The organism is Actinotalea ferrariae (assembly GCF_019733465.1).
GTDB classification, from domain to species: Bacteria; Actinomycetota; Actinomycetes; order Actinomycetales; family Cellulomonadaceae; genus Actinotalea; species Actinotalea ferrariae_A.
Window position 1 is genome coordinate 20,253 of sequence record NZ_JACVQL010000113.1, and the last position, 20,118, is coordinate 40,370.

At 74.4% G+C, this 20,118-nt stretch carries 16 protein-coding genes and 1 riboswitch; of the genes, 3 read left to right on the forward strand and 13 right to left on the reverse strand.

All coding sequences use genetic code 11. The features are described 5' to 3' along the window. Nucleotides 1-5: 5 nt before the first annotated feature. Together ICW40_RS10015 and ICW40_RS10020 are read left to right on the forward strand one after the other, a co-directional pair. A complete protein-coding gene (locus ICW40_RS10015) occupies nucleotides 6-2,777 on the forward strand; it encodes a GGDEF domain-containing phosphodiesterase (protein WP_221653678.1) in 2,772 nt (923 codons plus the stop codon). 157 nt (nucleotides 2,778-2,934) lie between these two features. Beyond that, nucleotides 2,935-4,755: a hypothetical protein gene (locus ICW40_RS10020; RefSeq protein WP_260459044.1), complete on the forward strand. Its 1,821-nt coding sequence runs from the start codon at nucleotides 2,935-2,937 to the stop codon at nucleotides 4,753-4,755. A gap of 74 nt (nucleotides 4,756-4,829) precedes the next feature. Here the strand turns inward: ICW40_RS10020 and ICW40_RS10025 are convergent, their stop codons facing one another. Continuing rightward, nucleotides 4,830-4,988, reverse strand: a complete 159-nt coding sequence (locus tag ICW40_RS10025; RefSeq protein ID WP_221653679.1) for a hypothetical protein — start codon at nucleotides 4,986-4,988, stop codon at nucleotides 4,830-4,832. 16 nt (nucleotides 4,989-5,004) lie between these two features. After that, nucleotides 5,005-5,079, reverse strand: a riboswitch (cyclic di-GMP riboswitch). A gap of 288 nt (nucleotides 5,080-5,367) precedes the next feature. Between ICW40_RS10025 and ICW40_RS10030 the strand changes: the two genes are divergently transcribed. Continuing rightward, complete coding sequence (locus ICW40_RS10030; RefSeq protein WP_221653680.1) at nucleotides 5,368-5,997, forward strand: M15 family metallopeptidase; 630 nt, start codon at nucleotides 5,368-5,370, stop codon at nucleotides 5,995-5,997. A gap of 157 nt (nucleotides 5,998-6,154) precedes the next feature. On the opposite strand, the gene ICW40_RS10035 is transcribed toward ICW40_RS10030, so the two are convergent. The 12 genes from ICW40_RS10035 to ICW40_RS10090 all read right to left on the reverse strand — a co-directional run bounded on the left by ICW40_RS10035 (nucleotide 6,155) and on the right by ICW40_RS10090 (nucleotide 19,631). Continuing rightward, on the reverse strand, nucleotides 6,155-6,643 hold the full coding sequence (locus ICW40_RS10035) for a hypothetical protein (protein WP_221653681.1): 489 nt from the start codon (nucleotides 6,641-6,643) through the stop codon (nucleotides 6,155-6,157). Further along, nucleotides 6,640-6,999, reverse strand: coding sequence for a response regulator (locus ICW40_RS10040; protein WP_221653682.1), 360 nt, complete (start codon nucleotides 6,997-6,999; stop codon nucleotides 6,640-6,642). Before ICW40_RS10040 ends, ICW40_RS10035 begins: the two co-directional genes overlap by 4 nt. Nucleotides 7,000-7,093: 94 nt before the next feature. After that, on the reverse strand, nucleotides 7,094-7,564 hold the full coding sequence (locus ICW40_RS10045; protein WP_221653683.1) for a chemotaxis protein CheX: 471 nt from the start codon (nucleotides 7,562-7,564) through the stop codon (nucleotides 7,094-7,096). Then, nucleotides 7,561-7,944 carry a response regulator gene (locus ICW40_RS10050; protein WP_221653684.1) on the reverse strand — a complete coding sequence of 128 codons (384 nt, stop codon included), beginning with the start codon at nucleotides 7,942-7,944 and terminating at the stop codon, nucleotides 7,561-7,563. The genes ICW40_RS10045 and ICW40_RS10050 overlap by 4 nt, the downstream gene beginning before the upstream one ends. Further along, the gene (locus ICW40_RS10055) at nucleotides 7,941-8,771 is read right to left on the reverse strand and encodes a CheR family methyltransferase (protein ID WP_221653685.1); all 831 of its coding nucleotides are present in this window, start codon (nucleotides 8,769-8,771) and stop codon (nucleotides 7,941-7,943) included. Before ICW40_RS10055 ends, ICW40_RS10050 begins: the two co-directional genes overlap by 4 nt. Then, nucleotides 8,768-9,907, reverse strand: a complete 1,140-nt coding sequence (gene cheB, locus ICW40_RS10060) for a chemotaxis-specific protein-glutamate methyltransferase CheB (RefSeq protein ID WP_221653686.1) — start codon at nucleotides 9,905-9,907, stop codon at nucleotides 8,768-8,770. The genes ICW40_RS10055 and cheB overlap by 4 nt, the downstream gene beginning before the upstream one ends. A gap of 130 nt (nucleotides 9,908-10,037) precedes the next feature. Beyond that, nucleotides 10,038-11,654 (reverse strand): methyl-accepting chemotaxis protein, encoded by a 1,617-nt coding sequence (locus tag ICW40_RS10065; protein ID WP_221653687.1) that lies wholly within the window; start codon nucleotides 11,652-11,654, stop codon nucleotides 10,038-10,040. Beyond that, on the reverse strand, nucleotides 11,651-12,751 hold the full coding sequence (gene chvE, locus ICW40_RS10070) for a multiple monosaccharide ABC transporter substrate-binding protein (RefSeq protein WP_221653688.1): 1,101 nt from the start codon (nucleotides 12,749-12,751) through the stop codon (nucleotides 11,651-11,653). Before chvE ends, ICW40_RS10065 begins: the two co-directional genes overlap by 4 nt. 197 nt (nucleotides 12,752-12,948) lie before the next feature. Further along, nucleotides 12,949-14,625, reverse strand: a complete 1,677-nt coding sequence (locus tag ICW40_RS10075; protein ID WP_221653689.1) for a methyl-accepting chemotaxis protein — start codon at nucleotides 14,623-14,625, stop codon at nucleotides 12,949-12,951. Between the two features lie 102 nt (nucleotides 14,626-14,727). Further along, nucleotides 14,728-16,470, reverse strand: a complete 1,743-nt coding sequence (locus ICW40_RS10080) for a methyl-accepting chemotaxis protein (protein ID WP_260459045.1) — start codon at nucleotides 16,468-16,470, stop codon at nucleotides 14,728-14,730. Nucleotides 16,471-16,509: 39 nt separating this feature from the next. Further along, complete coding sequence (locus ICW40_RS10085) at nucleotides 16,510-16,929, reverse strand: chemotaxis protein CheW (protein WP_221653690.1); 420 nt, start codon at nucleotides 16,927-16,929, stop codon at nucleotides 16,510-16,512. Next, complete coding sequence (locus ICW40_RS10090; protein WP_221653691.1) at nucleotides 16,926-19,631, reverse strand: chemotaxis protein CheA; 2,706 nt, start codon at nucleotides 19,629-19,631, stop codon at nucleotides 16,926-16,928. Before ICW40_RS10090 ends, ICW40_RS10085 begins: the two co-directional genes overlap by 4 nt. Nucleotides 19,632-20,118 lie beyond the last annotated feature (487 nt).

Below are 20,118 nucleotides of genomic sequence, written 5' to 3' on the forward strand. Positions count from 1 at the left end.
GCGGCATGCGCGGGTGGACCCTGCCTGCTGCTGTCACGACGCTCGGGGCGGCCGCCGTCGTCGTGTTCCTCACCGCGCCGGTGGGCTCCGCGCTCCAGGTCGGGTCGTTCCTCGTGCCCTTCACGCTGGCCGTCGCACTCCTCGGCCGTCGTGCCCTCACGGCCCGCGGCACGCTGCGACGGCCGCTGACCCTGCTGTGGTGGGGTGCCGTCGCGTACACGGCCGCGATGCTGCCGTGGTACCTCGCGCCCATGGTCTTCGAGACCGGCCTGCCCTTCCCCTCGCCGCTCGACGCCGTGTTCTTCGTGGCGTTCGGGACGTACGCCGCCTTCCTCGTGATCGTCCTGCGCCGCAGCGCGCCCGACCAGCGGGTCGAGAGCCGGATCGCGTTCACCGACTCCCTGATCCTCACCTCGGCGGCGTCCGCCGCGGTCTGGTCGCTCGTGATCGAGCCCGGGCTGCGCTCCGACGAGCCCGCCTTCACCCGTGCGGTCGCGCTGATGTACCCGGCGTCGAACGTGGTGCTGTTCGCGCTCGCCGCGCGTCTCGCGGTGTCGAGCCGGCTCGTCACGACCGTCCCCGGGGTCCTCCTGCTCGTCTGGGTCGCCGGCGAGTTCGCGGGCAACGTCTTCTACGGCACGCAGGTCGCCGGTGGCACGTTCCTGCACGGCGGGCCCCTGACGACGACGTGGATGGCGTCGTACACCGCCCTCGCCGCACTCGCTGCGCACCCGGGGCTCGCGGCGCTCCTGCGCGGCGCCCGCGGCCGCCCGCCCGTGGCGGTGGGAGCACGCACCGCCGCCGCGGCCCGCTACGCGCGCCACGCGCTGCTGCTGGGCGCGACGCTCGTGCCGCTCGGCCTCATCGCGCTGCGTCCCGAGGAGGAGACGCAGCTCCTGGTCGTCGCGGCGATCACGTTCGCGCTCGTCATGATCCGGGTCCTGCTCCTCACCGGGGACCTCGGTGCGCAGCGTCGGCTCGCCGTCGAGCAGCAGCTGCTGCTCGACCGGGTCAACGCCCAGAACGTCGAGCTCCTGCGCTACGCGGTCATCGTCGACTCGACCGACGACTCGGTCATCACCGTCACGCTCGACGGCCAGGTCCGTGACTGGAACCCGGGCGCCACCCGGCTCTACGGCTACACCGCCGAGGAGATGGTGGGCCGCGACTCCGCGCAGCTCCTGCACGACGACGACCGCGACGCGTTCGCGAACGCGTTCCACACCGTCATGGAGCACGGGCACGCAGAGATCGAGACCGTCGCGCTGCGCAAGGACGGCTCGACGGTCGAGATCTTCGCGACCCTCTCGGCGATCCGCGACGACGACGGGACCACCACGGGCGTCGTCGGCATCGCGCGGGACGTCACCGAGCGCAAGGCCGTCGAGGCCCGGCTCCGCGACCACGCCCGCGAGATGCGGCGGCAGGCGTTCCAGGACCCGCTCACCGGGCTGGGCAACCGCGCGCTCTTCACGCAGCGGCTCGCCGAGCTGACCGACCCCGCCGAGGCGCGCGACCGGTCCGACATCGCTGTCCTCATGCTCGATCTCGACGACTTCAAGGTCGTCAACGACTCGCTCGGCCACGAGGCGGGCGACGCCCTGCTGGCCGCGGCCGCGACGCGCCTCGGCGACATCGTCGGCGAGTCCGGGACGGTCACGCGCCTCGGCGGCGACGAGTTCACCGTCATCCTCCCCACGGGCGGCGAGGCGGCGGGCGTCGCGCTCGCCGAGACGATCCTCGAGGCGTTCTCGCACGACTTCCACGTGCTCGGGCTCGCGCTGCGCACCGCGACGAGCGTCGGCGTCACCACGGGCGCGTCCGGGTCCGACGTCGGCTCGCTCCTGCGCAGCGCGGACCTCGCCATGTACGCGGCCAAGGCCGCAGGCAAGGGGACCCTGCGCGTCTACCAGGAGGACCTCCTCCAGCAGGCGCACGAGCGGCTCCAGCTCGAGAACCACCTGCGCCACGCCGTCGCGCGCGGCGAGCTCACGCTCGAGTACCAGCCCATCGTCGCGGCCGGCACGGGCGACGTCGTCGGGCTCGAGGCGCTCGCGCGGTGGCGGCACCCCCGGTGGGGCCAGATCTCGCCGGCGGCCTTCATCCCCGTGGCCGAGGCGAGCGGCACGATCGTGCCGATCGGCGAGTGGGTGCTGCGCACCGCGTGCCGCGAGGCGGCAGCCTTCGCCGCCACGCACGGACGCGCGGTCGGGATCTCGGTCAACGTCTCCGTGCGGCAGCTCCAGAGCGACGGCTTCCGCGACGTCGTCGAGGACGCGCTGCGCGACGCCGGCCTCGAGCCCGCGCTGCTCACGCTCGAGGTGACCGAGAGCCTGTTCATGTCCGACGACCCGCGCTCGGGCGCCGTCCTCGACGAGCTGCACGCCCTCGGCGTCGAGCTGTCCGTGGACGACTTCGGCACCGGGCACTCGTCGCTCGCGAGGCTCCGGCTGCTGCCGGTCTCGGAGCTCAAGGTCGACCGCTCGTTCGTCAACGGCATCGGGCCCGACGGCGAGTGCGGCCCGATCATCGCCGCGGTGCTCGCCATGGCGCGGGCGCTCGACCTGTCCGTCGTGGCCGAGGGCGTCGAGACCGAGGTCCAGCTGGACGCGCTGCGCCGTGCGGGCTGCGACCGGATCCAGGGCTTCCACATCGCACGCCCCATGCCGGCCGGCGACCTCGCGGCCCTGCCGCCCACGCTCGGCGCTCCCGACGGGCCGCGCGTCGGGTTGCTGCCGGGCACCGTCCCGGGTCGCGAGGCGGTCCGCACCGGCTGAGGGCCCGGGTGCCCGGACGGCTCGCCGTGCGGGCGTGCGGCCCGCCGCTAGGGTCGGTGCCGACGACAGGCTGCGGTCCGCCGCCGTCCGTCAGCCCGTCGTCAGCCCGTCGGCGCCCGTCCGTCGGCGCCGGTCCGACGCCCCGCGGAGGTGAGCCATGAGGACGACCCGTGCCCTCTGGGGCGTCGCGCTGGTCAGCCTCGCGCTCGGGGCGTGCACGGCGTCGCCGCCGGACGGCGAGAGCACCACGCCGACGCCGACCCCGACGCCCGAGGTCGCACAGGTACCCGAGCTGCGCCTGCCCGAGGAGCCGACCACCGTCCTCGACGCGGCCGACGCCGCCGCACGCGCCGCGTCGCTCAGCGAGGCGCTCTTCGCGAGCGCGCCGGTCGCCGTGATCGCGCCCGCCGACGACGTCGCGGCGCAGGTCGACGCCGCCGCGATGGCGGTCTCGCTCGGGGCGCCGCTCCTCCTCACGGGGACGGCGGGCGGGACGAGCCCCGACGCGGCGACCGACGTGACCGCCGCCGAGCTCGAGCGCCTCAACGTCGTCGCCGTGCTGGCCGTGGGCGAGGCGGAGGACGACGTCGACCTCGACGTGCCCGTCACGGCCGCGCCCGACGACGCCCAGGACCGTGCGGCGGTGCTGCGCGTCGACCCGCTCCCCACACCGTCGACCGCGCCCGGTGCGGAGGTCGCCACGGTGGCAGCGCTCGCCGCCGGGGCCCACGACCCGGGCGCCGAGCCGTCAGGCGGGTCCGGGGGTGAGCCGTCCGAGGCGCCCTCGGACGAGCCTTCGGGTGAGCCGTCCGAGGAGGCGTCGGACGAGCCGTCCGGGAGCTCCCCGAGCCCTTCGTCGAGCCGATCGACCGGCACGTCGGCGGGCTCCTCGCCCAGCGCGTCGAGCGAGGACGGCGAGGACCGGCTCCCGTTGACCGAGCGCGCGGAGACGCCGTCGGGCGGGCTGGTCCTGACCACGGGCGACCCGGTCGACGTGGCCGCCGTGGCGACCGCGCGGGCCGCGGGCGTGCCCGTGCTCGTGGTCCCGGGCGGCGACCCGAGGGTCGGCAGCGCGACCGTCCAGGCGGTGGCCGCGGCCGCCCCCACGGCCGTCGTCGGGCTCGGCGCGGCGTTCGGCCCGCCCGAGACGCTCACGTGGAAGGTCGCGACCGCGGCGACCGGGGTCGAGCTGCCGGGCGGCGGGCAGACGCTCTTCCCCGGCCGGCGCCTCGTCGCGCTCTACGGCACGCCGACGTTCCCGGCGCTCGGGCTGCTCGGCGAGCAGGACCTGCCCTCGAGCATCGCGCGCGCGCAGGGTCTTGCGGCCGAGTACCAGGCACTCACGGCCGACGTCGTCGTGCCGGCCTTCGAGATCATCGTGACGATCGCGTCGGCGGGCGCCGGGCCGGACGGGAACTACTCGAACGAGCTGCCCGTCGAGACGTTCGTCCCGTGGGTCGAGGCGGCGCGGGACGCGGGTGTCTACGTCGTCCTCGACCTGCAGCCGGGTCGTACCGACTTCCTCACGCAGGCGCGCCTCTACGAGCCGCTGCTGCTCTACCCGAACGTGGGCCTCGCCCTCGACCCGGAGTGGCGGCTCGCGCCCGACCAGGTCCACCTGCGGCAGATCGGCTCCGTCCACGCGAGCGAGGTCAACGCCGTGAGCACCTACCTCGCGGACCTCACGCGCGCCCACGCGCTGCCGCAGAAGCTCTTCGTGCTGCACCAGTTCAGCCACCGCATGATCGCCGACCGGGCGCTCGTGGACACGAGCCGGCCCGAGCTGGCGACGATGATCCACGTCGACGGGCAGGGCAGCCAGGGCGCCAAGGCCGGCACGTGGGCGTCCCTCCAGCAGGGCGCTCCCGCGGGACTGACGTGGGGCTGGAAGAACTTCGTCGACGAGGACGTGCCGATGCTCACGCCGCCCGAGACCTACGCCGTCCAGCCGGTGCCGGAGCTCGTCACCTACCAGTGACGCGCGGGGATGCGTGAAGGGCCGGTCGCGCTCGGCACGACCGACCCTTCACGACGACGACGCGCGTGAACGCCTCAGACGGCGCGGAGCAGCTGCGTGGGGACGGCGTTGAAGCAGGCGCGCTCGCCGGCCATCGCGGCCCAGCGGGCCAGGACCTGCGCGGGGATCGCGGGGGCGGACGTCGAGTCCTCGAGGGACGTCGAGACGGACGCGGAGTTGCCGAGGTCGCTCATGACAGGCCTGCTCTCGTTCGGTGGCCCGGCTGACCCTGAGGGTCCCGTGGCTTTGCGTCCCCGCCTTGCGACGGGTTTGCCTTTTCGCTGACATCACGACTGTAGGTGGCCGTCCGCCCGCTGTGACCTGATCCACCCGACCACCACCCGTTCGGCGGACACCTTTCACCCGCTCCCCCCGGCACGTCGGCGTGCGCGGGAGCGCTCGATGCGGCGCGGCGTGCGCCCCGCGGGCGCTATCGCTCACACCGGCCCCGTGCCGGCCGATCGGACGAGGTCAGCCGCAGCACAGGCCCGCGACCGCGGGCGGCGCGCACAGCACGCGCGGCGCGCAGGGCGCGCACAGGGCGGACGACACGGACGACAGGTGGAGGGGCGGATGGACGGCGTCGCGGCGGTGAGCCAGCGCATCGGCGAGATCGAGGGCAGGCTCGCGCTGCTCGGGCTCTCGCGCGCGCCCGGCGGCGTGCTCGGCGGCCCGCTCCCGACGACGGCGCCCGCGACGGCCGCCGCGTCGACGTCGGGCCGCTCGTTCGAGGCGGCGCTCGCCGAGGCCTCCACGACGCCCGCCCCGGCCGGCGTCGGCTCCGGCAAGGCGCTCGTCGACGCCAAGGGCGTCCCGGTCGAGCTGCGGCAGTACGGCAACGGCACGGTGCCCGCCTCGGCGCTGAGCAACGTCGAGGGCACCAAGCACACGCTCTGGACGCCCGCGGCCCGCTCTCTCGAGGCGCTGCGCTCCGCGGCGGCCGCCGACGGCGTCACGATCGGCATCACCGACTCCTACCGGACCCTCGCGAGCCAGGTCGACCTCGCCGAGCGCAAGGGCCTCTACTCGCAGGGCGGCCTCGCGGCCAAGCCCGGCACGAGCATGCACGGCTGGGGCATGGCCGTGGACCTGTCGCTCGACTCCAAGGCCCAGGCATGGATGCGCACGAACGCGGGCGCGTACGGCTTCGTCGAGGACACGCCGCGCGAGCCGTGGCACTGGGGCTACCACCCGACGCACTGACGCCGCTGCGCATGTCCTTCTCGTAGCGCTCCGGCGCCGACCAGCGAGGCTGCCCACGACGCCGTCGAGGCCGCCGGTCCGCCCCGGGCCGCCGGTGACCACCGGCGACGTCGAGAAGGACCAGCGGCCTCGTGGGCGCTGTCGGGAGAGCCCGTTCTCAGACCACCAGGACCGAGAGCGTGCCCCGGCCGTAGCCCGTGATCTCGAGCTGCATGTCGAGGCGGGGGACGTAGGCCAGGAGCCACGTCTGGATGTCGTTGGGAAGGGTCTCGCGCGGCGGGTAGGCCTCGTAGAGGCGCACGTGGGGCGCGTCCTCCTTGTTGAAGAGCGAGGCCATGATGTTGAGGATCTCCGACGCGTTGTCGTAGAGCACGGGCGTGAGCAGCCCGTTCGCGACGACGTCGTCGGCGGCCGTGCGCGGCATCAGCGCGATCGCGGCGCCGCTGTGCGCGGTGAGCGCGAGGTCCATGAGGACGATTGCGCGCAGGCCGAGCTGGTCGTCGACGTACGCGGCGACGGTCGCACCGCCCGGGGCGCGCGTGTCCGCGGGCGCGGTACCGACGTCGGCCGCGACGTCCCGGCCGAGCAGGCCCTCGAGGAGCTCGCGGACCTCGAGCGCGGCGGGCAGGGGGCTCTTGGCGCTCATGCGAGGAACGGGTCGATCGTGTCGCGGAACGTGTCCGCGGTGAACGGCTTGGCGATGAGGAAGAGAGCGCCCTCGGCCTCGGCCTGCTCGCGCATCTCCGCCGAGCCCTCCGACGTCACGAAGCCGAACGGCGTCTCGATGCCCTCGGCGCGCATGGCGCGCAGGAACTCGATGCCGGTCATCTCGGGCATGTTCCAGTCGGACAGCACGAGGTCGGGGTCCTCCTGGCGGACGACCTCGAGGCCGGCGGCACCGTCGGGCGCCTCGGTGACGTCCCAGTCGTAGCCGGCCTGGCGCAGGGTGCGGATGACGATCTGCCGCATCACGCGGCTGTCGTCGGTCACGAGGACTCTCATCGGTACCACCTCGGTCGAGCGTCGTTCGGTGTGTTCAGGGTCAGGTCTCGCGAGCCTGCCGGCGAGCCGGGGGCCGTCGCGCGCGGGCCGCTCGTCACGGCAGCGTCCACAGGCCGACCTCGACGAGGCGCCCGCGCCAGTCGAGGGGGAGCGAGTGCAGCAGGTCCTCGGGGCGCGTGGCCGGCCGGGCGCGGTCGACCACGGGCAGGCCCAGCGCGTGCGGGTCCGCCACGAGCGCCTTGACGTTGCCGCCGACGACGTTCGCGACCTCGCCGAGCGCGTCGACCAGGTCCTCGTCGGAGACGGCCTCGTCCGCGCCCATGCCGAGCAGCGCGCGGGCGAGGTCCTGCGCCGTGCCGGCCTCGGTGCTCACGAGCACGCGGCCGGGGAAGGGTCCGTGGACGTCGACCCAGGCGTGCATCTCGTCGGCCAGCGGCGGGACGTCGCCCGTCCACGGCCGGACGAGGCCCGGCTCGCCGTCGATCATCGCCGTGAAGACCTCCTCGGCGATGGCGAGCACGGGGTCCGTGCCGTGGAACGCCGAGATGTCGATCGCGCTGCTCATGCCGGCTCCTCCTGCCGCACCAGCCCGAGGAGCTGGAGCTTGTCCCTGATGGCGTCCGCCGTGAAGGGCTTGATGACGTACTCGTGGGCACCGGCCGCGAGCGCACGCACGATCTGCCCGTGCTCGCTCTCGGTCGTGACCATCATGAGCGTCACGTCGCGCCAGGCGCGGTTGGCCCGGACGGCGGTCACGAACTGCAGACCGTCCATGACGGGCATGTTCCAGTCGACGCAGCACAGGTCGACCTCGACGCCGGACTCGAGCAGGTCGAGCGCGGCGCGCCCGTCACCGGCCTCGACCGTCTCGAAGCCGAGCGGCGTCAACGTGCCCGCCACGATCCTGCGCATCACGCGCGAGTCGTCGATCACCAGTGCTCTCATGCTGCCCTCCGTGCGGTCAGCCGGTAGACGGAGCTGCGCCCGACCGGCACCCGCTCCCACCCGTCGTCGATGCCGATGGTCGTCTCGGCGGCGCCGAGCAGCAGGTAGCCGCCCGGCCGGACGACCTGCTGCACCCGGCGCAGGACGTCGCGCTTGGTGGCCAGGTCGAAGTAGATGAGGACGTTGCGCAGGAACACGACGTCGAACGGCCCGCCCAGCGGCGGCGCCTCGAGGAGGTTGTGCTTCTGGAAGGTGATCGCCTGGCGCAGCGGCTCGGCCACCTGCCACTCGGCACCGGCGCGCGTGAAGTGCTTGACGAGCATCGGCGCGGGCAGGCCGCGGTTGACCTCGAGCTGGCTGTAGCGCCCGGTGCGCGCGCGGTCGACCATCTGCTGCGAGAGGTCCGTGGCGACGATGCGCATCCCCGTCGGGGGCACGAGGTCGGCGAGCACCATCGCGATCGAGTACGGCTCCTGCCCGCTCGAGCAGGCGGCCGACCAGATCCGCAGGGGTCCGACGCCGAACGGTCCGCGGGCCGCGAGCAGGTCGGGCACCACGTGGTCCGCGAGCGCGGTGAACGGCTGGGCGTCGCGGAACCAGGACGTCTCGTTCGTCGTGAGCGCCTCGACGACCGCCTCGACCGCCGTCGGGTGCGGCGCGGAACGCACCGAGCGGACGAACGTGTCGACGTCGGCGAGGCCCGCGGCGCGAGCGAGCGGCAGCAGGCGGCTCTCGACCAGGTACTCCTTGCCGAGCTCGAGCTGGATGGCGCTGCGCCGGCGCACGACGTCGGCGACCCACGCGAAGGTGTCCGGGGTGAGGCTCATCGCGCACCCCCGACGGCGTGCGTCTCGCCCGCGGTCGCGCGGACGAGCATCGCGGCGATCTCCTCGACGGGCTGCACCGCGTGGGCGAGGCCGGCCGTGGCGACCGCGCCGGGCATGCCCCACACGACGCTCGACGCCTCGTCCTGGACGACGACCGTGCCGCCCGCGGCGACCACGGCCTCGCAGCCGGTGCGGCCGTCCTGGCCCATCCCGGTGAGCACGACCGCGAGCAGGTCGCCGCCGTAGACGCCCACGGCGGAGCGCATCATGACGTCGACCGCCGGGCGGCAGAAGTTGACGGGCGGTCCCTGGTGCAGCCGCGTGCGCGCACCCGACGGCGCCGGGACGAGCTCGAGGTGCTGGTCACCCGGGGCGATGTACACGGTCCCGGGCAGCAGCGTCTCGCCGTCGGCGGCCTCGACGACCGTGCTGCGGCCGAGGCGGTCCAGGCGGGCGGCCAGCTGACGCGTGAAGACGGGCGGCATGTGCTGCACGACGACGACCGGCACGGGCAGCGCCGCGGGCAGCGCGCCGAGCAGGCGCGAGAGCGCCTCCGGACCGCCGGTCGAGGAGCCGAGGACGACGGCGCGCACGCGGCGCGACTCGGGGCGGGGGCGCAGCGTCACGGCCGGCCGTGCGGGAGCTGCACCGGCCGACGTCGTCGCGCGGGATGCGGGGGTGCCGGCGGCACCGGCCGCACCGGCCGTGGCGGGTCCGCCGAGGCCCGGCCGGGGGACGAGCGCCTTGATCCGCGGCACGAGCTCCGAGCCGACGCGCGCGAGCGACTCCTGCACGCTGCCGACGTTCGCGGGCTTGGCGACGTAGTCGCTCGCACCGGCCGCGAGCGCGTCGAGCGTCGCGACCGCGCCGCGCTCCGTGAGCGTCGAGAACATGATGATCGGCATGCGGCGACCGCTGCGCCGCAGCGCGCGCACCGCCTCGATGCCGTCCATGACCGGCATCTCGATGTCCATCGTGACGAGGTCCGGCTGGAGCTGCTCGACCTTGGTCAGCGCGATCTGGCCGTTGGCCGCGATGCCCACGACCTCGATCGCGGGGTCCGCCGACAGCACGTCGGTCACGAGGCGTCGCACGACGACCGAGTCGTCGACGACCAGCACCCTGATCCGTGCCACGAGGTTCCTCCGCTCCGTGCGGGGCCCCCCGCGACAGTCGTGTGATCGGCCGGGACGGCCGGTGTGTGAGTGCTCGACGCGCCGACCCGAGGGCGAAGTTCCGCCCTCGGGCCCGCGCCTGCCGGGTGGGTCAGTAGGTGAAGGCGCCGACCTGCTCGCGCAGGTCCGCCGACGTCGACGCGAGGGCGCCCACCTGCTCGCGCAGCTGGGTGAGCACGACCGTCGAGGACTGCGCCGCCGTGGCGACGCCCGTGATGTTCGCGGCGATCTCGGACGAGCCGAGCGCGGCCTCGGCGACGCCGCGGCTCATCTCGTTGGTCGTCGCCGTCTGCTCCTCGACCGCGCTAGCGATCGTCAGCTGGTAGTCGTTCATCTGCGCGATGACGCCCGAGATCTGCTCGATCGCGGCGACGGCCGACGTCGTGTCGCCCTGGATCGCCTCGACGCGGCGCGCGATGTCGCCCGTGGCGCGCGCGGTCTCCTGCGCGAGCTCCTTGACCTCGCCGGCGACGACGGCGAAGCCGCGGCCGGCCTCACCGGCGCGGGCCGCCTCGATCGTCGCGTTGAGCGCGAGCAGGTTGGTCTGCTCGGCGATCGTCGTGATGACCTTGACCACGTCCCCGATCTCCTGCGAGGACGTGCCGAGGCGGGCGACCGACGTCGTCGTCGCGGCCACGACGGACATCGCGGCCGTGCCGACCTTCGCCGCCTCGGTCGCGTTCTGCGCGATCTCGCGGATCGAGGCGCCCATCTGCTCCGCACCCGCGGCGACCGTCTGCACGTTGCGCGACACCTGCTCGGCCGCGGCCGCCACGACGCCCGCCTGGACGCTGGTCTCCTCCGAGCCGGCGGCCACCTGGTCGCCCGCGGCGGCCATGTCCTCGCTGGCCGCGGCGATGGTCGCCGTCGTGCCGACGACGCCGGAGAGGATCTGCCGCAGCGACTGCTGCGCGACGCCGGCCGAGCGCGCCATGCGGCCCAGCTCGTCGCGCTCCGTGACCTCGGCCGTGACCGTGAGGTCGCCCGCCGCCATCGCGTCGAGGCTCGCGCTGACGCTGCGGAGGCCGCGCGTGATCCGGCGCGTCACGAGCACCGCGAGCGCGGTCGCGACGCCGCCACCGACCAGGAAGCCGATGACGAGGCCCACGAGGACCGTGCGGATCTCGGCCGAGGCGCGCAGCTGGATGAGCTCGACCTCGTGCGTGAGCTGGCCGTCGGCCAGCTGCAGCGCGCGGCCCGCGTTGTCCGGGTCGCCCGCGACCGACGCGGCGAGCGCGGCCTCGAGGCCTGCGGTGTCGCCCGCCTCGACCAGCGGCAGCAGGGTCGCGTCGCGGTACTCCAGCCACGCGTCCCAGCGGGTGCGGAAGTCCGCCCACTGCTGGGTCTGCGACTGCGGGTAGGCGTCGACCTCCGTGATGAGCTCCGCGGCGCGGCGGTCGTTCCAGGCGGCCGAGGTGAGCAGCTGCGTGCGCTGGGCGTCGTCCGCGGCGCCCGCGGCCCGGCGCACCAGCAGGTGGCTGGTCTGCTGCACGGTGCGCAGCTCGGACATCGAGCCCTGCAGGTCGTCGGTCAGCTCGCGCACGGTGGCGAGGTTGTCCCCCGCCCGCACGAGCGCGAGCGCGCCGATGCCGCCGACGACGGCGAACACGCTGCCGAGGACGAGGAGGGACGCGCCGACCTTGACGGCGACGGGGCGGTCCCAGAACCAGGCCGTGCCGCGGCGCGGGGTGGTCGTGACGGCGCTCATCCGAGCTCCTCCTGCGTGTAGTAGCCGCTCTCGACGAGCACCTGCGTGTAGTTGTCCCGCGTCACGACCTGCGACGTGAGGAGGTACGACGGCACGACGCGCACGCCGTTGTCGTAGGACGTCACGTCGTTCGTCTCGGGCTCGCGGCCCGCCAGGAGCGCGTCGACCATCTGGACCGCCACCTCGGCGAGCTGGCGGGTGTCCTTGTAGATCGTCGAGTGCTGCTCGCCCGCGATGAGCGCCTTGACCGCGGCGACGTCGGCGTCCTGGCCGGTGACGACGGGCCACGGCTGGTCGGCGCCGCCGTAGCCGTGGGTGCGGAGCACCTCGAGGATCGGCACCGCGAGGATGTCGGCGGGTGCGAGCACGCCGTCGAGCCGCGTGCCGGCGTGGTGGGTGTCGAGCAGCGCGCCCATGCGGGTCGCGGCGGTCTCGCCGTTCCAGGCCGGGGTCGCGATGGTCGCGAAGTCCGTCTCGCCCGAGGCGACCTCGAGGACGCCCGCGTCGAGGTACGGCTGCAGGACGCTCATCGCGCCCTCGTAGAAGACCGTCGCGTTGTTGTCGTCGGGCGAGCCGGCGAAGAGCTCGACCGCGAAGGGCCCGGTGACGCCCGTCGGCTCACCGGCCTCGTCCAGCACGCCGAGGCCCTGCAGGAGCGAGGTGCCCTGCTGGACGCCGACGCGCGCGTTGTCGAACGTCGCGTAGTAGGCGACGTCGGGCGAGTCGCGGATGAGGCGGTCGTACGCGATCACGGGCACGTCCTGCGCGGCGGCGCGCGCGAGCACGTCCTTGAGCGCGGTGCCGTCGATCGACCCGACGACGAGCGCCTCGGCGCCCGCGTCGAGCATCGCCTCGATCTGCGCGACCTGCGTCGGCACGTCGTCCTCGGCGAACTGCAGGTCGACGTCGTGCCCGAGCGCCTCGAGCTGCGCGGTGACGTTCTCGCCGTCCGCGATCCAGCGGGGCGACGTCGTCGTCGGCATGGCGACACCCACAAGCTGGATGGCGTCGTCCGCGGCGTCGGGTGCGCAGGCGGTGAGCGCGAGCGTCAGCCCGAGCACCCCCGCCCCGAGGATCGGTCCGGTCCGGCGTCCCATGCTGCTGCCTCCTGCGTCGCGTCCTGCGTGCGCGCGGCCCCAGGGCCGGCGCCGGCCCCTCCTGGGCCCGCCCTCCCATCGGCACCGGCGGCGGCCTGTGGAGCGCGGGACTGTGTGCTCCGCATCACGCCGGACGCCTCACGTCCGGCGCACCACGCCGGACGCCTCACAGGCGTGGGCGTCAGCAGGTGAAGGCCTCAGTAGGTGAAGGCGGCGACGCGGGTGCGGAGCTCGGCGGCCATGCGGGCCAGCTCGGCGACGGAGACCTGGAGCTGGGTCAGGACGTGGCTCGAGCCCGCGGACGCCGTCGCGACGCCCGTGATGTTGACGGCGATCTCACCCGAGCCGGTCGCGGCCTCCGCGACCCCGCGGCTCATCTCGCTCGCCGTCGCGTGCTGCTCCTCGACCGCCGACGCGATCGTCGTCTGGTAGTCGCTGATCCTGCCGATGACGCCGGTGATCTCACCGATCGCCTCGACCGCCGACGCCGTCATGGCCTGGTTGGCGCTGATCCGCGCCGCGATGTCCTCGGCCGCACGCGCCGACTCGCGCGCGAGCTCCTTGACCTCGCCCGCGACGACGGCGAACCCGCGGCCCGCGTCGCCCGCGCGCGCGGCCTCGATGGTCGCGTTGAGCGCGAGCAGGTTCGTCTGCTCCGCGATGCCGGTGATGACCCGGATCACCGAGCCGATCTCCTCGGCGCTCGTGCCCAGCGCGCTCACGGCCGCGGCCGTGGTGCGCGTGCGCTCGGCGGCGCGCTCGGCGACCTGCGCGGCCTCCGCCGCGTTCTGCGCGATCTCCCGGATCGAGGCGCCCATCTCCTGCGTGCCGCCCGCGACGGCCTGGACGTTCCGGCTCACCTGCTCGGCCGCGGCGGCGACGACGCCGGCCTGGGCGGCCGTCTCCTCGGACGACGACGTCACCTGCGCGCCCGCCGCCGACATCTCCTCGCTCGCCTCGGCGAGCGTCAGCGAGGCCTCGGCCACCTGCGCGAGCGTCGCGCGCATCGCCTCCTGGGCCGTCGCGAGCGCGCGCGCCATCTCGCCGATCTCGTCGTGGCTCGCGACGTCGGCCGTGACCGTGAGGTCGCCGTCGGCCATGGCCTCGAGCGAGCGGCGCACGCGGCCGACGGAGCGCCGGACCTGCTCGGCCGTGAGCAGGCCCAGCACGACGAGGACGACGAGGGCGACGCCGATCCGCAGGAAGGTCGTGGTGCGTGCGTCCGCTGCCTGCGCGGACGCGCCGTCGGCCGCCTCGTCCATCATGGCCGTGACGTCGCCCGTGGCGGCGTCGAGGTAGCGCGCGTACTCGATGGTGATGGGCTCGAGGCGGCCGCCGAGCAGACGCGTGTACTCGCCGCGGTCGTCGTCGAGGGCGGCCTGGAGGACCTCCTCGTCGCGCACCTGGGTCCACCGACGCTGCGCGTCGACGAACGCGTCCCAGTCGGCGAGCTCGACGCCGCTCGCGTCGATCGCCGCGACGTCGGCCGCGATCTGCTCGTCGTTGGTCGTCAGCCGGTTGAGGAAGGGCTGCTTGGTGCCCGGCAGCTCGTGCGCCGCGATCTGGGCGAGGATCGTCACGGCCTCGGCCTGGTTCTCGCGCAGCCGGCTCAGCGGTGCGGCGACCTCCTCCTGCAGCGTCGCGAGGTCGGCGGTGCCGTCGGCCACCTGCTGCATGCCTGCGACCGCGCTCGCACCGACCGCGACCGACGAGGCGAGGGCGATGCCCACGAGCACGAGGATCCGGGTCCGCAGGGAGCGGTCCGCGTACCACGCGAGCCCGCGGCGATGCTCCTCGCTGCGCTCGCCGGTGCGCGCGCCCGCGGGCGTGCGGGGACCGCGACGGACGAGGGCTGACAGGGGCGGTACGCGCATCGGTGCGGGCTCCTCGGACGGTCGGGCGGCGGTGCCCGACGGCGACTGGCGGGACGACGACGCCCCGGTGCGGCGACCTGCGCCGCCGCACCGGGGTGACCGTCAGTAGGTGAACGCCCCCACGCGGGTGCGCAGGTCGGCGGCCATCTCGGCGAGCTCGGCGATCGAGGTCTGGACCTGGCCGAGCACCTCCGTCGAGGACTGCGCGGCCGACGCCACACCCGTGATGTTGACGGCGATCTCGCTCGAGCCGGTCGCGGCCTCGGCGACGCCGCGGCTCATCTCGTTCGTGGTCGCCGTCTGCTCCTCGACCGCGCTCGCGATCGTCAGCTGGTAGTCGTTGATCGAGGCGATGATCTGCGAGATCTCGCTGATCGCCGCGACGGCCGTGGTCGTGTCGGTCTGGATCGCGTCGACACGCCGTGCGATGTCCTCGGTCGCCCGCGCCGTCTCCTGCGCGAGGTCCTTGACCTCGCCGGCGACGACCGCGAACCCCTTGCCCGCCTCGCCGGCGCGCGCCGCCTCGATCGTGGCGTTGAGCGCGAGCAGGTTCGTCTGCTCGGCGATCGACGTGATGACCTTGACGACGTTGCCGATCTCCTGCGACGACGTGCCCAGCTTGGCGACCGAGGTCGTCGTCGTCTGCGCGACGTCGGTGGCACGCGCGGCGACCTTGGCGGCCTCCGTCGCGTTCTGGGCGATCTCGCGGATCGAGGCGCCCATCTGCTCGGCGCCGGCGGCGACGGCCTGGACGTTGCGCGAGACCTGCTCGGCCGCGGCGGCGACGACGCCGGCCTGGACGCTCGTCTCCTCCGAGCCGGCGGCGACCTGCGCACCGGCGGCGGACATCTCCTCGCTCGCGGCGGCCATCGTGCCGGACGCCTCGGCGACCTGGGAGAGCGTGCCGCGCAGGCTGGCCTGTGCGGTGCGCAGGGCGGCGGCCATCCGGCCGATCTCGTCCGCGCTGTCGACGCTCGCCTCGACCGTGAGGTCGCCCGAAGCCATCGCGTCGAGCGCGCCCTCGACCTCGCCGAGCGAGCGGCGGATGCTGCGCGCCGTGACGACGCCGAGCGCCGTCGACAGGAGCAGGCCCACGCCGACCACGAGGAACGTCACGATCTTGGCCTGGGCCGCCTCGGCCGCGGCGGCGTCGGCGATCTCTCCGACGTACGCGGTCGCGCCCGCCTCGACGGCCTCGAGGTCCTCGACGAAGGCGTCGATCAGGGGCTGGCCCGACGCCAGCCGACGCTCCTCGACGCGCTCGCGGTCCTCGGCCATGGCGGCCGGCAGGAGCTGGGTGTCGCGGACGTCCTTCCACGCCTCCCAGTTCTCGACGAACGAGCCCCACCGGGGCTCGAGGTCGCCGATGGCGGCCGTGAGGCGGTCGATGGGCGCCTGGATGTCCGCGTCGGTCTCCACGATCTTCGCGGCCCACTGCTCGCGCTGCTCGTCCGTGGCCGCCCCGGCGACCTGCGCGATGAGCATGCGCGCCTTGATCTCCTCCTGGTGCACGATCGCGAGGTCCATGACCGTGGTCGCCTGGATCTCGGCGAGCATCTCGGTGTCGGCCGCCACGCCCTGGAGGTTGACGCTGCTCACCACGGCGCCCGCGACCGCGGTCGTCGCCATGACGCCGAGCGTGCCGAGGATCTTCGCCATGACGCCGCGGTCGGCGAGCAGCCGACGACGGCGCGACGGCGTCGCGGCGGAGGTGCCGGACGCGCCGGGCGCCGCGGTCGGCTTCGACCCCGCGGGGCGTGCGGAGGCGGTCCGCTGGGTCGGCACGGCAGCGACGCTCCCGGCCTGCGCCTTCGGCGCGGCGGGTCGCTGGGTCGTGGTGGACATCTCGTGCTCCTTCATGAGCGGTTGCTCGGGGGGTGTGTGTCAGGCGGCGACGGCGCGGTCGACGTCGAGCGCCAGCAGGAGGCGGTCGTCGAGCTTGTAGGCGCCGAGGATGAGGTCGCGGAGCTCGGGGCCGAGCGTGTCGGGCGGCGCCTCGAAGCGGTCGTCGTCGACGTCCAGGACGTCACCGATCTCGTCGACGAGCAGGCTGATCGGCTCACCGTCGACCGTGACCACGACCATCATCGGCTCGGCGTCGCGCGCCAGCGGCGGCAGGCCCAGCGCGACGCGGAGGTCGACCGTGAGGACCACCTGGCCGCGGAGGTTGACGAGCCCGGCGACGCCGGAGGGCGCGAGCGGGACGGCGGTCCGCGGCTGGGACCGCAGCGCCTCCTGCACGTGGACCACGTCGACGGCGTAGTGCGCGCCGGCGAGGACGAAGGTGGCGAGCTGGCGGCTCATCGGGTGCCTCCTGCGAGGACGAGCTGCTCGAGCTCGTCGGCGAAGTCGTCGTCGGGGGCGTCCGGCCCGTCGGCGTAGAACAGGGGGTCGGCGGCGGCGACGGCCGACCGCACGTCGAGCAGCTCGGTGACGCGGTCCTTGAGGACCGTCGAGCCGACGAGGCCCAGGTCGCCCAGGTCGCTGTGCACCGTGACGTCGTCGTCGACGATGTCGACGATCTGGTCGACGACGATCGCCACGCTCCGGCCGCGTCGCGAGGACACGACGACCGTGAGCTCGTCCTTGTCCTGCGTGAGGCTGCCGAGCATCCGGTCGAGCCGGACGACGGGCGTGATGGAGCCGCGGTACTGGAGCACCTCGCGGCCACCGACGTGCTCGAGCAGCGAGGCCGGCAGCTTCTCGAGCCGCGTGACGGAGGCGAGCGGGATCGCGACCCGCCGGCCGTCGCCGATGCCGGCGACGAGCACCTGGACGGTCTCGCGCAGCGCGGCACGGTCCTCGGCCGAGCGCGAGCGCTCGATCTCGCCGCGGTCGCCGGCCATGGCGCGACGCCCGATCGCCTGGATGTCGAGGATGAGCGAGACGCGGCCGTCGCCCAGCAGCGTCGCGCCGGCGTAGAGGCCGATCGCCTTGAGCCGGCCGGAGAGCGGCTTGACGACGATCTCCTCGGTGTTGAGCACGCGGTCGACGAGCAGGCCGAACCGGCGGCTGTCCGCCTCGAGGACGGCGATGACGGCCCCGGCGCGGTCGGCGGGCACGTCGGCGCCGAAGACCTCGCGGAGCTCGACGAGCGGGAGCAGCTCGCCGCGCAGGCGGTAGACGGGCGCCGAGCGCACGTACTCGACGGCGCCCGAGGTCTGCGCGTCGAGCGCGACCAGCTCGAGGAGGCTGACCTGCGGGATCGCGTACAGCTCGCCGTCGCACGCGACGGTGAGCGCGGGCATGATCGCGAGCGTCAGCGGGATCCGCAGGCGCCAGGTGGTGCCGCGACCCAGCTCGGACTCGACGTCGACGGTGCCGCCGATCGCCTCGATCCGCGTGCGGACGACGTCCATGCCCACACCGCGGCCCGACACGTTCGTGACGGCGTCGGCGGTCGAGAAGCCGGGCAGGAAGAGCAGCTGGAGGAGGTCGGCGGGCGCCATGAGGGCGACCTGCTCGGCCGTGCGCAGGCCGCGCTCGACGGCCTTGGCGGCCACCTTGTCGACGTCGATCCCGTGACCGTCGTCGACGATGTCCACGACGACCTGGCCGCCCGAGTGCGAGGCGCGCAGCGACAGCACGCCCTGCGCGGGCTTGCCGGCCGCGAGGCGTCGGTCCGCGGGCTCGATGCCGTGGTCGACGGCGTTGCGGATGAGGTGGGTCAGCGGGTCCTTGATCGCCTCGAGGAGGCTGCGGTCGAGCTCGGTGTCGCCACCGATCATCTCGAGGCGCACCTGCTTGTCGCACGCGGCCGCGAGGTCGCGGACCATCCGGGGCACCTTGGACCACACGTGCTCGATGGGCTGCATGCGCGTCTTCATCACGCCCTCCTGCAGCTCCGACGCGATGAGGCTCAGGCGCTGGGAGGCGCGCACGAGCTCGACGTCGTCCGTGGCGCCCGCGAGGCGCGAGATGGCGTTGCGGGCGAGGACGAGCTCGCCGACCTGACGCATGAGCGCGTCGAGGAGCTCGACGTCGACCCGGATCGAGCCGTCCGTCGCCGAGCGCGTGGCCGTCGTGTCGCTGTCCTCGCCGTTGCGGCGGCCGGCCTTCGCGCCTGCGGCGGGCGCGGCCGGGCGGGCGGGCTCGGGTGCAGGCGAGGTCGCGGTCTGGGAGTCGGGCTGCGTCGTGGGCTGCACGGTCGCTGCGGGCGCCGGCGTCGCGGTCGTGTCGGCCGACGGCGCTGTGCTCGACGGGGTAGTGCTCGACGGCGCGGTGCTCGGCGCGGTGGCCGACGGCGTCTCGGCCGAGGCCACGGGTGCCTTCGCCGCGGCGGGCTTCTTGGCGCGGATGGTGCGCGAGCGCGGGCGGGCCGTCTCGGCGGCCGGCGCGGGTGCTTCGGGGGTCACGATGGCGGCCTCCTCGACCGGGTCGGCCGCTGCGGCCTCGTCGTGCGGGTCGGCCGACGCCGGGCGGACGGCGCCCTTCTCGGCGGTCGCCGGGGGTGCGGTGCGCTGCGCGGGCACGACGGCCCCTCCGGGCGCCTGCGTGGCGTCGGCCGTGTCGGCGGTGTCGGCCGTGTCGGTGGCGGCCGCGATGTCTGCGGTCCCGGCGACGTCGGCGGCGTCGGCGATCTCGGTGATCTCCCTGGTGGGCTGTGCGGCGGCGGTCGCCGTGCCGTCCAGGACGGCCTGGATGCGCGCGACGACGGGCGCGACGTCGACGTCACCCTCGCTCTTCTCGGCCTCGATGCGGCGGAGGATGTCGCGGACGACGTCGACCATCTCGAGCAGCACGTCGGTGGTGGCCTGGTCCGTGGAGCGCAGACCGTCACGCAGCTCGACGAGCAGGTTCTCGCCCGCGTGCGTCACGCTCTCGAGCGCACTGAAGGCCAGGAACCCGCTCGTCCCTTTGATCGTGTGGATCGTCCGGAAGATGCTGCTCAGCAGCTCCCGGGACCCGGGCGCCGCCTCGAGCGCGACCAGGTCGGAGTCCAGCTGGTCGAGGTTCTCGTGCGACTCGACCAGGAACTCGTGGACGATCTCGTCCAGGTCCTCCACTACGCCCTCCGTGGCTCTGCGGGAGACGGATCCGTCCGCCTCACGGTTGCCTGATCGGCGCACCCCTCGCGGATGTGAGGATCCGGCCCGAGGTGACCGGGTGAGGTCGCCGGCGCGACGTCGCGGCCGACGTCGCCCCGCGCGGTCGCCCAGCGCGCAGCGGGAAGCGGGAAGCGGGAAGCGGGAAGGGGGAAGGGTTGCGCACGGATAGCGGCCGTAACCCTTCCCCGAGCCGGCCCCCTCGGATCGGCGGCGGCACCTGCGAGGTGCGGGCAGTCGGCCGGCACGGTCGTCGGAGACCTGGTATCGCCATGTGTGACGAAGTCTCCGACCGGGGTGCCCCGGCTCCGCGCGGGGCGTCGGCGGCAGCGGCGGGGGTGTCCCGGCTCCGCGCGGGGCGTCGTCGGCAGCGGCAAGGTGTCCCGGCTCCGCGCGGGGCGTCGTCGGCAGCGGCAAGGTGTCCCGGCTCCGCGCGGGGCGTCGTCGG